This is a genomic window from Pseudonocardia sp. CA-107938 (genome assembly GCF_050936315.1).
In the GTDB taxonomy this organism is placed as follows: Bacteria; Actinomycetota; Actinomycetes; order Mycobacteriales; family Pseudonocardiaceae; genus Pseudonocardia.
In genome coordinates, this window is the sequence record NZ_JBNJNA010000001.1 from 4,179,101 (window position 1) to 4,191,326 (window position 12,226).

The following is a 12,226-nucleotide window of genomic DNA, read 5'->3' on the forward strand; positions in this document are numbered from 1 at the left end:
AGCTGTCAGCCCAGGCTGGCCAGGGGATCCGCCGGGGTCAACGCAGGGTCGTCGGAGGCGAGGGTGATCGCCCGGCCGGGCCCGGTCGCCCGGGTCTCGAACCGGACGGTCACCCGCCCGTGCCCGGCGCCCTGCACCCAGCCGTGGCCGTGCTCGGGATGGGTCACGTCGTCGCCGGTGCGCCACGGCCGCGGCGTCGCAACGGGGGATGGCTCGGCAGGGGCCTCGGGCAGCGGCGCGGGTTCGGGTCCGGGGTCCGGTTCGAACAGCGCCGGCGGCGGGTCGTCGGTGAGCCCGGCGAGCGACACCCCGATCAGCCGCACCCCGCCGGCCGGCACCGCGGCCCCGGCCAGCCGCTGCGCGGTCGCGGTGAGCGCGCCGAGGTCGGTGCTGGCCACGGGCGTGGTCTCCGAGCGACTGGCGGTGGCGAAGTCGGCTCCCCGCACCTTGACGGTCACGGTGCGCGCGGCCCGCCCGGTGCCGAGCAGGCGGCGATGCGCGGCCGCGGTCATGCGGGCGACCGCCTCGTGCACGGCGGACATCGCGGTGAGGTCGGTGTCGAAGGTCGTCTCGGCGCTGACCTGCTTCGCGGCCCCGCGCGGCGCCACCGGCCGCTCGTCGACGCCGCGGGCGAGGCGGTGCAGCTCGGTGCCGATGGCGACGCCGAGCACCGCGGTCACCTCGCGCAGGTCGAGGTCGGCGAGCTGGCCGATGGTGTGCACGTCGATGCCGCGGAGCCGCTCCTCGGCCACCGGGCCGACTCCCCACAGCGCCCGCACCGGCAGCGGATCGAGCACGGCCCGTTCCTCGTCGGGGGCGACGACGCGCAGGCCGTCGGGTTTGGCCAGCTCGGAGGCGATCTTCGCGAGCTGCTTGCCGGAACCGGCGCCGATCGACGCCGGGAGCCCGGTGGCGGCGCGCACCGCCGCGCGCAGCCGCACCCCGAACGCGTGCACGGTGGCCGCGTCCGCGCCGGCGAGCTCGGGCGGCTCGAGGAACGCCTCGTCCACCGAGACCGGCTCCAGCACGCCCGCCGCGTCGGCGAGCACCGCCATCACGCGCTCGGACAGCGCCGAGTAGAGCGGGAACCGCGGCGGCAGTACCACCGCGTGCGGGCACAGCCGCCGGGCCTGCGCCATCGGCATCGCGGAGCGGGCGCCGAACACCCGCGCCTGGTAGCTGGCGCCGGCCACCACCGCCCGCGGACCCAGCCCGCCCACCAGCACCGGACGGTCGGCGACGGTCGGCCGGGTGAGCTGCTCGACGGAGGCGAAGAACGCGTCCATGTCGAGGTGCAGCACCCACCGCCCGTTCACGGCCTCATTCTGCTCGGGGCTGTTCGGTCACGTCGGCCCGGACAGCCTCACGAGCCGGGGGCCCGGCTCGGGCGGCGGTTCAGCCACACGATCAGCGGGACGGTCGCCCGGTACGGCAGGCGCAGCAGCGGGCCGGCGAAGCGGGGGTGGCGCTCCTCCCGGTCGACGCGCGCCCGCGGGTGCTCCATCCCCTTGTACCCGAGGCGCGGGAAGGTGTCGCAGACCTCGATCGTCCGTAGGTGCTTGATGTTCTTGTAGCCGTACTGCCCTGGGCTCACGAGGCGCAGCGGGGCGCCGTGGAGGGCGTCGAGCGGCTCGCCGTCGAGCCGGTCGGCGAGCATGACGTCGTCGGCCAACGCGTCGCGGAGGTCCAGGACCGCCCGCCCCCCGTCCGCTCCGCGGGCGATGATCGCGACGGCTCCTGCGGGTTTGCAGCGCGGCTCCACGACCTGCTCCCAGAACTGCCGGAACGACACGCCCGACCACTTCAGGCCGGTGGCCGTCCAGGTGGCGACGCAGTGCAGGTCGGCCACTCGTTCGATCCGGGGGATCGTGCGGTCCAGCTCGGTGAGCGGGAGGTGCAGGTCGTCCTCGACCGCGCCGGCGACCGTGAGGATCGGACGGTCGGGCACCGCCGGGGGTGCGAGCTGTGGCATGCCGAAGCGGGGGAAGTCGCGGCGCCGGTGCTGGCCGGGCGGGAGGCCGCGAACTACCCGGGATGTCGACGGGCCGGATGTCCCCATGGGTTTCTCCTCGTCAGCCACCCGCTTCCGTACGGGTGCGTATGGGAGCGACTGTACGGCACCGTATGGAACCTGCCAACGGCTGGGAGAAGGTCGGGCGACGTGATCGAGCGGGCCTGCGCCATCGGGATCGCGGAGCCCGGTCACCGTCCCTTTGCGCTCAGGCCTCTTCCGTCACCACCTCGAGGAGGTGCCCGTCGGGATCGGCGAAGTAGACCCGGCGGCCGGTGCCGATGCAGTCGTCCGTGCGTCCGTTGGCCTGGTCGGACGGGTCGTTGCCGAACGGGATCCGCCGCGCGGTGAGCTGCGCGACCAGCCCGTCGAACAGCGCCCGGTCCACCCGCAGCGCGAGGTGCTGCCGCGGGATCTCGGCGGGAGAGTCCATGTACAGCACCATCGCCCGGTGCCCGACGTGCACGGCGTTCATGTCGCCGTCCGGGCCTTCCGGCGTGACGGGGGCGCCGCCGAGGAGGTCGCCGAGCTGCCGCGCGGACACAGCGGAGCTGCGGGCGGGCAGTGCGACGTGGTCCAGCTCGATCATGCGCGGGCCCCGTTCAGGAAGAGGTCGACGTGCTCCTCGACGCCGAGTTCGCCGCCCGCGATCGGCCGGTGGCGGGAGAACAGCTGGGTGAGCAGCACGGCGGCGAGCTGCTCGACGGGCAGGCGCAGGTCGGCGGCGTCGGGTTCCATGAGCGCGGCGAGCGCGTCGACGGTGGCATTGGTGGACCGCGCCCGCAGGTCGGCGGCGGCGTCGGAGGGTGGGGGTCGCTCGGCGCGCCGTCCGGTGGCGTGCAGCGCGCCGATGACGGTGCCCATGCGCTGCAGGTGGGCGTCGAGCTCCCGCGCGGCCTCGGCGAGGCGCTCCTCCAGGGGGAGGTCGAGGGGGATCTCGGCGATGGCGTCGAGCGCGTTGTCGGGGCGCAGCGCCTCGGCGACGCAGGCGTCGAGCAGCGCGTCCTTGTCGCCGAACGCGCGGAAGATCGTGGCCTCGCCGATGCCCGCGGCGCGCGCGAGCTGGGCCGTGCTGACGGCGGTGCCGTGCTCGGCGACGAGGGGCAGGGCCGCGGCGACGATCATCGCGCGGCGCTGGTCAGGGGTCATGCTGGGCGCGCGGCGGCGCCCCGGTGGGCTGTCGGTCATGCGTCCACGGTACGGAGTGAGTACTCACTCCGTCAATGGAGAAACGTCGAAGCGTCCTGCTCGAGGACGGACGGCACGTCGGTGCCGAACCCGGCGACCGCGGCCACGTACCCCGCGGCCGGGGACGTCTCGTGCACCCACATCGGCGCTCCGGGGTTCCCGTCGCCCGTCCATTCCTGCACGCGTCCGGGGCCGAGCGTCACGGAGCTCATCGGCACCGACAACCCGTCGCCGGTCGCCTTCAGCACGGCCTCCTTGCGCGTCCACACGGAGAAGAACGTGTCCACCGTCGCGCCCGCGCCGGCGGCCAGCTCGGCGGGGGAGCAGGCGTGCTCGGCCATCGCAGGCAGCTCGACCGATCGGATCTCCTCCACGTCGAGCCCGACCGGGGAGGCGTGCAGCGCCACCCCGACGACGTCGCCGGCGTGCGTCATCGAGAACGCCGGCGCGCCCGCCTGCAGAAGCACGGGCTTGCCGTGCTGGCGCCCGCAGCGGCAGGTGCGGTCGAACGTGAGCACGTCGGCGGGCGAGCCGAGCGCGTCGCCCAGCACGATCCGGGTCAGTGCGTGCGCGGCGAGGTAGCGCGCCTGGTCGACCGGGCGCCGGAACCGCTGCATGCGCTCGCGTTCGTGGGCGTCGAGCAGCCGCACCAGGTGCGGCGCGGTCGCCGGCTCGACCGGTGCGGCCCAGAAGATCCGGCAGGTCGCCGCGGGGATGCCCACTCGCGACATCCTGTCAGATCTGCGTTCCACGGCAGCGGCGCCGCCGGCCCCGTGGACGCGGGACCGGCGGCGCCGGATCACGGATCAGGAACCGGTGCGGCGCACCGGGTTGATCCGCCGGCCCTGCTGGGGCCGCGCGTGTGCCGGGGGCTGGTAGCGAGCCTGGTCGGACACGTGGAACTCGCCGTCCTTGCCGCGCTTGGCAGCCCGTCGAGCCGCCCGGTTGGTGGGGGCGGCCGCGGCTTCCGCGGCGATGGCGGCGGTGAGGTCGAGCGATTCGCTGGATGACGGCTGGGTGGTCATACGAGCCTCCTTGCTGAGGGATGCGGCCGACGGGAGCCAGGCGGCGACGAGGCCGGCCGGAGGGACCGAAGGACGGCGGCAACCGGAGAAACCGGGCCGCGGGAGCTCCGCGCGGGAGCATCTCCATCAGAGGCGCATGCGACGAAGGTACGGCCGGCGTCGCGTCCACGCCACCGATTTAACGGCGGTAGCGTCGGGCCACATGGGGATGCCTGACGTGGTGGTGGTCGGTGGCGGTATCGCCGGTGCCTCGGTGGCGTACGAGCTGGCTGCGCACCGGTCGGTCGTGCTGCTGGAGGCCGAGTCGGTCGCCGGCCGGCACTCCACGGCGCGCTCGGCCGCCACCTGGGTGCCCGGGCACGGCGTGGCGGACGTGCGCGCGCTGGTGGCGGCCAGCGGGCCGCGGTTCGCGCGGCTGGCCGACGAGCTCGGCACGCCGCCGCTGCTGCTGCCGCGGCAGGTGCTGTTCGTCGCCGTCGACGACGAGAGCGAGCGCGGGCTCGCCGGCTACCTCGCCGAACGCGTCGGCGGTCCCGGCGCCGCCGCGCGCATCGACGGCACCGAGGCCGAGCGGCTCTGCCCGGCGCTCGCGCCCGGCACGGTGCGCGCGGCCGGTGTCGTCGAGGGCGCCGACGTCGACACCGACGCGCTGCACCAGGGCTACCTGCGCGGCCTGCGCGGCCGCGGCGGCGAGGTGCGGGTGGGCGCCCCGGCCGGGCGGATCGAGCGGGCCGGTTCGGGGTGGCGGGTCCACTACGGCGACACCGTCCTCGACACCGCGCTCGTCGTGGACGCGGCCGGGGCGTGGGCCGACGTCGTCGCCGAGCGGGCCGGGGTGCCGCAGCTCGGGCTCGTCCCGTACCGGCGCACGATCGCGCTGGCCAGGGTGCCCGACCCGGCGCGGCTGCGCGGGCCGGCCGAGCGGCTCCCGTTCGTCATCGAGGCGGCCGACCGGTTCTACTTCAAGGCCGACGGCGACGACCTGATGTGCTCGCCGGTCGACGAGACGCCCACCGAGCCCGGCGACGCCAAACCGGACCCCCTGGACGTCGCGCTGGCCCTGGAGCGGGTGGAGGAGGCGACCAGGCTGGGGCTGCGGTCGGTGCGGACGAGCTGGGCCGGGCTGCGGTCGTTCGTGGCGGACCGGCGGCCGGTCGTGGGGGAGTGGCCGGGGCTGCCCGGCTTCGCGTTCGTCGCCGCTCAGGGCGGTTCGGGCATCGAGACGGCGCCCGCCCTCTCCGCCTATGCCGCGGCCGTGCTGACCGGGCAGCGCCCGCCCGCCGACACCCCGCAGGACCCCGCGCTGTTCGCGCCGGACCGGGAGCTGAGCCGGGTCACCTGAGCTGCTTGCGCATCAGCGTCGAGGTCGTCTCGTAGCGCACGACCATGCCGTCGGGGCCTTCCTGGTCCCAGCCGTCGGGCGCCTCGCCGTACGCCTCGTAGCCGAGACGCTCGTACAGGGCGCGGGCCCGACCGTTGCCCACCTCGACGCGCAGGTCGGCGCGGTCGCGGCCGCGCGCGACGATCCGGGCCTCGGCCTGGCCGATCAGCAGCGTGCCCAGCCCGCAGGAGCGCAGGGCCGGGTGCACGGCGAGCTGGCCGATGTGGCCGGCGCCCGGCACGACCGTCCAGTCCAGCAGCGCCATCCCGACGGGCAGCCCCGACGGCGGGCACAGGGCCAGGTAGTCGACCTCGCCGCGCGGCACGCGCTCGAGCTCCGCGGCGACGTAGCGCAGGTGCACCGGCGAACCCGACCACGAGCAGGCCGGGAGGTCGTCGACTACCAGGTCGCGGACCGTGACGGGGATGGTCGCTAGCACGCCACCCGCACCGGCGCGCCCGTCGCGGCCACGACCTCGTCGGCGGTGACTCCGGGCGCGGTCTCGGTGAGCACCAGCCCGTCCGGGGTGACGTCGAGGACGCCCAGCTCGGTGACGATCCGGTCGACGCACGCCACGCCCGTGAGCGGCAGCGTGCACGCCTCGACGATCTTCGGGGCGCCGCTCTTCGTGCGGTGCTCCATCATGACGATCACGGTGGCGGCGCCGTGCACGAGATCCATCGCCCCGCCCATGCCCTTGATCATCTTGCCGGGCACGGCCCAGTTGGCCAGGTCGCCGCGCGCGCTGACCTGCATGCCGCCGAGCACCGCGACGTCGACGTGGCCGCCGCGGATCATCGCGAACGAGTCCGCCGAGTCGAAGAAGCTCGCCCCCGGCAGCACGGTGACGGTCTCCTTGCCGGCGTTGATCAGGTCGGGGTCGACCTCGTCGTCGGTGGGGTAGGGGCCGACGCCGAGGATGCCGTTCTCGGAGTGCAGCACCACCGTGCGGCTGGGCGGGATGTGGTCGGGCACGGTGGTGGGCAGCCCGATCCCGAGGTTGACGTGGTCGCCGTCGCGCAGCTCGGCGGCCACCCGCGCGGCCAGCTCCGCCCGGCTCCAGCTCATGACCTGACCGTCCTGATCTCGACCGGCTTCTCCACGCCCGCGACGGGCACCACCCGCTGGACGTGGATGCCGGGGGTGTGCACGGCGTCCGGGTCGATCTCGCCCGGCTCGACCAGGTGCTCGACCTGGGCGATCGTGGTCCGGCCCGCGGCGGCGGCCACCGGGTTGAAGTTGCGCGAGCTGCGCCGGTAGACGAGGTTGCCGTGCCGGTCGCCCTGCCAGGCGTGCACCAGCGCGTAGTCCGGCACGATCGCCCGTTCCAGCAGGTAGGTCACACCGTCGAACTCCCGCGTCTCCTTCGGCGGCGATGCCAGCGCGACCGACCCGTCGGTCGCGTAGCGCCAGGGCAGCCCGCCTTCCTCGACGAGCGTGCCGACCCCGGCCGGTGTGAAGAACGCCGGGATGCCGGCGCCGCCGGCGCGCAACCGCTCGGCCAGCGTGCCCTGCGGCGTGATCTCGAACTCCAGCTCGCCGGCCAGGTACTGGCGGGCGAACTCCTTGTTGTTGCCCACGTACGAGCCGATCGTGCGGCGGATCCGGCCGGCGGCGAGCAGCAGGCCGAGCCCGTAGCCGTCGGTGCCGAGGTTGTTGCTGATGATCTCCAGCCCGCCGGCCCCGTGCTCCAGCAGGGCGGTGATCAGCACCGCGGGCACCCCGGACATGCCGAACCCGCCGACGGCCAGCGACGCGCCGTCGGGGATGTCGGCCACCGCCTCGGCCGCGGTCGGGACCACCTTGTCGAGCATGAGGGGGATGGTAGCAAGTTGTGCGGCTCCCGTACACTTGTTCGCTGTGCGCACAGGCTTGCTCTCCGCGGCTACCGTCGCCGCCGCCGTGGCCCTGCACGGCGACCGGCTCGGGCTCGACGGCCGGCACCCCTTGGTCGGGGTCGCCGCGCTCCGCCCGTACGTGACCGCGGCGACCGCCGGTGCCGCCGCGGTGCTCGCATCGCGCCGGCCCGTCGCCGCCACTGTCCTCGCCGGCCTCGCGGCGGCCGCGGCTCCCTCGCTCGTCCAGCGGCTCGGCACTCGGCCGGCCGTGGCCGAACACCCCGACGACCTCGTCGTGCTCGCCGCCAACGTGTGGCACGGGCGCGCCCTCCCCGTCGCGTTCGCCGCGCTGCTGGAGCGGGAGCGGCCCGACCTCGTCGCGGTGTCGGAGGCCGGGCACCCGTTCCTCCACGCGCTGCGCCCGCACCTCGCCCCGCTCGGCTACCGCACATGGACGTCCGCGGCGGCGGACGCCCCCGACGGCGACGGTGTCGCGCTGCTGGCCGGGCCGCGCGCGGGTGAGCTGACCGTCAGCGGCGGGCCGGAGGTGCGTACCCAGTACCTGCGCGCCACCGGCGGCATCCTCGGCGAGCGTGCGCTGATCGCGGTGCACACCGCGGCGCCCACGACCGTCGCCGGCACCCGGGAGTGGCGCCGCGATCTCGCCGACCTGGCCCGCTGGAGCCACGAACCGGTCGCGCCGATCATCGCCGGCGACCTCAACGCCACCCTCGACCACGCGTTGCTGCGGGCGGTGCTCGGGCCGGTCGCGTCGGCGTCGATCGGCAGCGGTCGCGGGCTCGTCGGCACGTTCCCCACTGCGCTGCGCCCCAACTGGCCGGCCTTGATCGGCATCCACATCGACCACGTGCTGGTGCCGACCGGATCGGCGGTGCCCCGCTATGCGATCGTCGACGTGCCCGGCAGCGACCACCGCGCCGTGCTGGCCCGCGTGCGCATCCCTGTTCCGATCGACGAGGCGGTGTCCCGATGACCCTGTTCGACCCGTTGCTCGGCGCCGACCGCGTGGCCGACCGGCTCGACGACGCGTCGTGGGTGGCCGCGCTGGTCGCCGTCGAGGTCGCGCTCACCGCCGCGGCGGCCGAGCACGGGATCGTGTCGGCCGCCGACGCCGAGGCCGTCGCGGAGGCGGCCGCGCACCTGCCCGTCGATCCGGCGGAGCTGGGGCGGGCCGCGGTCGAGGGCGGCAACCCGGTGATCCCGCTCGTGCGGATGCTGCGCGCGGCAGCCGGCAAGGCCGGCGCGGCCGTCCACCCGGGGGCGACCAGCCAGGACGTCATGGACACCGCGGCGATGCTGCTGGTCGGCTGGGCCGGCGAGGTCGTGCTCGACGACCTGCGCGGCGCCGCCGACGCCGCCGCCCGCCTGGCCGCGGCCCACCGCGACACCCCGATGATCGCCCGCACCCTCGGCCAGCAGGCCGTGCCCACCACGTTCGGGCTGGTCGCGGCCGGCTGGTGCGCCGGGCTGGACCGCGCCCGCACCGCGCTGGCCGTCGAGCTCGCGCACCTGCCCGTCCAGCTCGGGGGAGCGGCCGGCACGCTCGCGGCGCTGCACCCGCACGGCCCGGCCGTCGCGGCCTCGCTCGCGGCGCGCCTCGGACTGGCCGACGCCGCCCCCTGGCACACCGAGCGCACCCGCATCGGCGCGCTGGCCGGTGCGCTCGCGGTCGCCGCGTCCGCCTGCGCCACGCCGGCCACCGACGTCGTGCTGCTCGCCGGCACCGAGCTGGGCGAGGTGCGCGAGGCAGCGCCGGGCGACTCGTCGTCGATGCCGCACAAGCGCAACCCGATCGCCGCGATCACCGCCAGGGCCGCCGCCCGCCGCGCGCCCGCGCTCGCCGCCGTCCTCATCGGGGGCGAGCACGAGCACCAGCGCGCGGCCGGGGCCTGGCACGCCGAGTGGCAGGCGCTCACCGACCTGCTGCGCGCCACCGGCGGCGCCGCCGCGCGCCTGCGCACCAGCCTCGACGGGCTCGTCGTCGACCCCGAGCGGATGGCGGCGAACCTCGCGCTGACCACCGATCGGGCCGACCCCGGGCACGCCGGCGAGCTGTGCGACCGGTTGCTGGCAGCGCGGCCGTGAGCGACCACGTCCGCTCGCTCGAACGCGGGCTGGCCGTGCTGCGCGCCTTCGACGCCGATGCCCCCGTCCAGACGCTCTCCGACGTCGCGCGCCGGGCCGGTCTCACGCGCGCGGCCGCCCGCCGCTTCCTGCTGACCCTGGCCGAGCTGGGGTACGTGCGCAGCGACGGGCGGCTCTTCCAGCTCACGCCGAAGGTGCTGGAGCTCGGCTACGCGTACCTGTCGGCGCTGACCCTGCCCGAGGTGGCCGGGCCGCACCTGGAGGCGCTGTCGGCGCAGGTGCACGAGTCGGCGTCGATGTCGGTGCTGGACGGCGCCGACATCGTCTACGTCGCCAGGGTGGCCACCTCCCGGCTGATGACCGCGGCCATCACGATCGGAACCCGGCTGCCCGCCTACGCCAGCGCGATGGGCCGGGTCATGCTCGCCGCCCGTCCGCAGGAGGAGCGCGCTCAGCTGCTGGCCGCGCCCGCCGCCCTGACCGACCGCACCGTCACCGACACGGCCGTCCTCGCCCGCACCCTCGACGACGTCGCCGCCGCCGGGTGGGCGCTCGTCGAGGAGGAGCTGGAGCTGGGCGTCCGGTCGATCGCCGTCCCGGTCCACGACGCGCGGGGTGCCGTCGTCGCGGCCGTCAACGTCGCGGCCCGGCCGGGGCCGGTCGACCTCGTGGCGGACGTGCTGCCGCACCTGCGCGCGACCGTCGCCGCCATCGAGACCGACCTGCGATCGGGCAGGCTGTCCCGGTGACCCACCGGGAGACGATCGAGCGCTACTACCTCGGCTGCTCCACCGCCGATGTCGAGCTCATGACCAGCACGCTCGACCCCGACGTCGTGCACTGGTTCCTCGCGCCCAACGTCGGCTCGGCGCCCGTCCGCGGCGGGGAGCACCTGGCCCGCTACTGGCGCAAGGTCGCCCGCATGATCGACGCCCGGTGGCTGGTGGACCACTGCCTCGCCGGTGCCGACGAGGCCGTCATCGAGTGGACGATGACCTGGCGGCCCGGCGGCAGCGGTGAGCGGATCGCCACGCGGGGAGCGGAGTGGTTCACCTTCGCCCCCGGCGGCCGGATCACCGAGATCCGCAGCTACTACCAGCAGCGGGAGCACACCACGGAGCTCGACGGCTTCCCGTACGGGGAGCGCGGCTACACGACGGTCTGAGTTACCAGTGCCAGGCCTCGCCGCCGACGTTGGCGATGGTCCGCTGCAGCACGGAGATCGTGGTCGCGTACTCGTCCACCGTGATGCCCTGCATCCGCTCCTCCCGCAGCCCCTTCTGCACCTCGACGGCCCGGGCGAACGCCGCCGCCCCGCTGTCCGTCCACCGCAGGACCGTGCCGTCGGCGTGGATCCGGCCGCGCGCGATCCCGGCGTCGATCGCCTCCTCGATCACGGCCGGCGTGTCGTTGGAGTCGATCACGTCGACGACGGCGGCGCGCTCGACCCCGTCCGGGTGCAGGGAGAGCTGGTGGAGCACCCACCACTCCGGCTGGGTCACGTCGACCTCCGCGAGGGCGGAACGGATGCGGGCGCGGATGGCCTCCCCGGCGCGGACGGTCCAGAACCCGATCGGCTGGCTGGCAGGCGGCTGCATGGGTCGCGTCACCCGCGCGACGTTATGAGCTGGACCCGGGTGGAGGTCAAGGCAGACTGAACGCATGCCCACCCCGACCTTCGCCGACGTCCAGGCCGCAGCCGCGCGCATCCGGGGGCACGCCCATCGCACGCCGGTGCTCACCTCCCGCCGCTTCGACGCGGAGGTGGGGGCGGAGGTGCTGGTCAAGGCCGAGAACGTCCAGCGGATGGGCGCGTTCAAGTTCCGCGGCGCGTTCAACGCGCTCTCCCGGTTCGACGAGGAGCAGCGCCGGGCCGGGGTGGTGGCGTACTCGTCGGGCAACCACGCGCAGGCCGTCGCGCTGTCGGCGCGCATCCTCGGCATCCCCGCGACGATCGTCATGCCCCTGGACGCGCCGGTCACCAAGATCGCCGCGACCAAGGGCTACGGCGCCGAGGTCGTCACCTACGACCGCTACACGCAGGACCGCGAGCAGATCGGCGCCGACCTCGCGACCGAGCGCGGGCTCACGCTGATCCCGCCGTACGACCACCCCGACGTGATCGCCGGCCAGGGCACTGCCGTCATGGAGCTGATCGAGGACGCCGGCCCGCTCGACGCGCTGTTCGTCCCGCTCGGAGGGGGTGGCCTGCTGTCCGGCTCGTGCCTGTCCGCCCGCGCGCTGTGTCCGGACGTGCGGATCGTCGGCGTCGAGCCCGAGGCCGGCGACGACGGGCGGCAGTCGCTGGCGAAGGGCGAGATCGTCCACATCGACGTGCCCGTCACCATCGCCGACGGTGCGCAGACCCAGCACCTCGGCGCCACCGGCTTCCCGATCCTGCAGCGCGAGGTCGCCGAGGTCCTGACCGCGAGCGACGCCGAGCTGGTCGCCGCCATGCGCGTCTTCGCGAGCACGTACAAGACCGTCGTCGAGCCGACGGGGTGCCTCGGCATGGCCGCCGTCCGGGCACTGGCCGGGCGGCTGCCGGGGAAGCGCATCGGCGTGGTGGTGAGCGGCGGCAACGTCGACATCGACCGGTACGCGGCCCTGCTCGCCCCGTAACCCGTCGAGAACGAACTTGTGGTGATCAACAGGCCCTGTTGATCACCACAAGTTC

General features: G+C 75.2%; 16 protein-coding genes. 6 read left to right on the forward strand and 10 right to left on the reverse strand.

Translation table 11 applies throughout. The features are described 5' to 3' along the window. Positions 1–5 precede the first annotated feature (5 nt). The 6 genes from ACQEVB_RS20840 to ACQEVB_RS20865 all read right to left on the reverse strand — a co-directional run bounded on the left by ACQEVB_RS20840 (position 6) and on the right by ACQEVB_RS20865 (position 4,224). Positions 6–1,316, reverse strand: a complete 1,311-nt coding sequence (locus ACQEVB_RS20840; protein ID WP_432973905.1) for a DNA polymerase IV — start codon at positions 1,314–1,316, stop codon at positions 6–8. A 47-nt stretch (positions 1,317–1,363) separates the two neighbouring features. Further along, positions 1,364–2,059, reverse strand: a complete 696-nt coding sequence (locus tag ACQEVB_RS20845) for a molybdopterin-dependent oxidoreductase (RefSeq protein WP_432973907.1) — start codon at positions 2,057–2,059, stop codon at positions 1,364–1,366. A 160-nt stretch (positions 2,060–2,219) separates the two neighbouring features. Then, positions 2,220–2,600 (reverse strand): VOC family protein, encoded by a 381-nt coding sequence (locus ACQEVB_RS20850; RefSeq protein WP_432973909.1) that lies wholly within the window; start codon positions 2,598–2,600, stop codon positions 2,220–2,222. After that, a complete protein-coding gene (locus ACQEVB_RS20855) occupies positions 2,597–3,199 on the reverse strand; it encodes a TetR/AcrR family transcriptional regulator (protein WP_432973911.1) in 603 nt (200 codons plus the stop codon). Before ACQEVB_RS20855 ends, ACQEVB_RS20850 begins: the two co-directional genes overlap by 4 nt. A gap of 32 nt (positions 3,200–3,231) precedes the next feature. Then, entirely contained in the window at positions 3,232–3,930 is a 699-nt protein-coding gene (locus ACQEVB_RS20860; RefSeq protein ID WP_432973913.1) for a 4'-phosphopantetheinyl transferase family protein, read from the reverse strand. A gap of 75 nt (positions 3,931–4,005) precedes the next feature. Further along, positions 4,006–4,224, reverse strand: a complete 219-nt coding sequence (locus tag ACQEVB_RS20865) for a hypothetical protein (RefSeq protein ID WP_432973915.1) — start codon at positions 4,222–4,224, stop codon at positions 4,006–4,008. A gap of 202 nt (positions 4,225–4,426) precedes the next feature. Between ACQEVB_RS20865 and ACQEVB_RS20870 the strand changes: the two genes are divergently transcribed. Beyond that, the gene (locus ACQEVB_RS20870) at positions 4,427–5,566 is read left to right on the forward strand and encodes an NAD(P)/FAD-dependent oxidoreductase (protein ID WP_432973917.1); all 1,140 of its coding nucleotides are present in this window, start codon (positions 4,427–4,429) and stop codon (positions 5,564–5,566) included. On the opposite strand, the gene ACQEVB_RS20875 is transcribed toward ACQEVB_RS20870, so the two are convergent. The 3 genes from ACQEVB_RS20875 to ACQEVB_RS20885 are packed head-to-tail and all read right to left on the reverse strand — an operon-like array spanning position 5,559 to position 7,419. Beyond that, a complete protein-coding gene (locus ACQEVB_RS20875) occupies positions 5,559–6,044 on the reverse strand; it encodes a GNAT family N-acetyltransferase (RefSeq protein WP_432973919.1) in 486 nt (161 codons plus the stop codon). The two genes, ACQEVB_RS20870 and ACQEVB_RS20875, sit on opposite strands and share 8 nt — an antisense overlap. Further along, on the reverse strand, positions 6,038–6,673 hold the full coding sequence (locus tag ACQEVB_RS20880) for a CoA transferase subunit B (protein WP_432973921.1): 636 nt from the start codon (positions 6,671–6,673) through the stop codon (positions 6,038–6,040). Before ACQEVB_RS20880 ends, ACQEVB_RS20875 begins: the two co-directional genes overlap by 7 nt. Then, positions 6,670–7,419 carry a CoA transferase subunit A gene (locus ACQEVB_RS20885; protein ID WP_432973923.1) on the reverse strand — a complete coding sequence of 250 codons (750 nt, stop codon included), beginning with the start codon at positions 7,417–7,419 and terminating at the stop codon, positions 6,670–6,672. The genes ACQEVB_RS20880 and ACQEVB_RS20885 overlap by 4 nt, the downstream gene beginning before the upstream one ends. Positions 7,420–7,465: 46 nt before the next feature. Here ACQEVB_RS20885 and ACQEVB_RS20890 point away from each other — a divergent pair, with 46 nt between their 5' ends. From ACQEVB_RS20890 to ACQEVB_RS20905, 4 genes are read left to right on the forward strand one after another with little or no spacing between them, the layout of a single operon-like run. Next, complete coding sequence (locus tag ACQEVB_RS20890) at positions 7,466–8,437, forward strand: endonuclease/exonuclease/phosphatase family protein (protein ID WP_432973925.1); 972 nt, start codon at positions 7,466–7,468, stop codon at positions 8,435–8,437. Next, a complete protein-coding gene (locus ACQEVB_RS20895; RefSeq protein WP_432973927.1) occupies positions 8,434–9,549 on the forward strand; it encodes a lyase family protein in 1,116 nt (371 codons plus the stop codon). Before ACQEVB_RS20890 ends, ACQEVB_RS20895 begins: the two co-directional genes overlap by 4 nt. Continuing rightward, positions 9,546–10,298 (forward strand): IclR family transcriptional regulator domain-containing protein, encoded by a 753-nt coding sequence (locus ACQEVB_RS20900; protein ID WP_432973929.1) that lies wholly within the window; start codon positions 9,546–9,548, stop codon positions 10,296–10,298. Before ACQEVB_RS20895 ends, ACQEVB_RS20900 begins: the two co-directional genes overlap by 4 nt. Beyond that, entirely contained in the window at positions 10,295–10,714 is a 420-nt protein-coding gene (locus ACQEVB_RS20905; protein ID WP_432973931.1) for a nuclear transport factor 2 family protein, read from the forward strand. The genes ACQEVB_RS20900 and ACQEVB_RS20905 overlap by 4 nt, the downstream gene beginning before the upstream one ends. A gap of 1 nt (position 10,715) precedes the next feature. Here the strand turns inward: ACQEVB_RS20905 and ACQEVB_RS20910 are convergent, their stop codons facing one another. Further along, positions 10,716–11,159 (reverse strand): MarR family winged helix-turn-helix transcriptional regulator, encoded by a 444-nt coding sequence (locus ACQEVB_RS20910; RefSeq protein WP_432973933.1) that lies wholly within the window; start codon positions 11,157–11,159, stop codon positions 10,716–10,718. 52 nt (positions 11,160–11,211) lie between these two features. Between ACQEVB_RS20910 and ACQEVB_RS20915 the strand changes: the two genes are divergently transcribed. Continuing rightward, positions 11,212–12,171, forward strand: coding sequence for a threo-3-hydroxy-L-aspartate ammonia-lyase (locus ACQEVB_RS20915; protein WP_432973935.1), 960 nt, complete (start codon positions 11,212–11,214; stop codon positions 12,169–12,171). Positions 12,172–12,226: the final 55 nt, after the last annotated feature.

Bases quoted from the DNA above. Each gene is read 5' to 3' on its own strand.
- ACQEVB_RS20845 (WP_432973907.1), bottom strand. From the start codon at position 2,059: ATGGGGACATCCGGCCCGTCGACATCCCGGGTAGTTCGCGGCCTCCCG.
- ACQEVB_RS20850 (WP_432973909.1), bottom strand. From the start codon at position 2,600: ATGATCGAGCTGGACCACGTCGCACTGCCCGCCCGCAGCTCCGCTGTG.
- ACQEVB_RS20855 (WP_432973911.1), bottom strand. From the start codon at position 3,199: ATGACCGACAGCCCACCGGGGCGCCGCCGCGCGCCCAGCATGACCCCT.
- ACQEVB_RS20860 (WP_432973913.1), bottom strand. From the start codon at position 3,930: ATGTCGCGAGTGGGCATCCCCGCGGCGACCTGCCGGATCTTCTGGGCC.
- ACQEVB_RS20865 (WP_432973915.1), bottom strand. From the start codon at position 4,224: ATGACCACCCAGCCGTCATCCAGCGAATCGCTCGACCTCACCGCCGCC.
- ACQEVB_RS20870 (WP_432973917.1), top strand. From the start codon at position 4,427: ATGGGGATGCCTGACGTGGTGGTGGTCGGTGGCGGTATCGCCGGTGCC.
- ACQEVB_RS20880 (WP_432973921.1), bottom strand. From the start codon at position 6,673: ATGAGCTGGAGCCGGGCGGAGCTGGCCGCGCGGGTGGCCGCCGAGCTG.
- ACQEVB_RS20885 (WP_432973923.1), bottom strand. From the start codon at position 7,419: ATGCTCGACAAGGTGGTCCCGACCGCGGCCGAGGCGGTGGCCGACATC.
- ACQEVB_RS20895 (WP_432973927.1), top strand. From the start codon at position 8,434: ATGACCCTGTTCGACCCGTTGCTCGGCGCCGACCGCGTGGCCGACCGG.
- ACQEVB_RS20915 (WP_432973935.1), top strand. From the start codon at position 11,212: ATGCCCACCCCGACCTTCGCCGACGTCCAGGCCGCAGCCGCGCGCATC.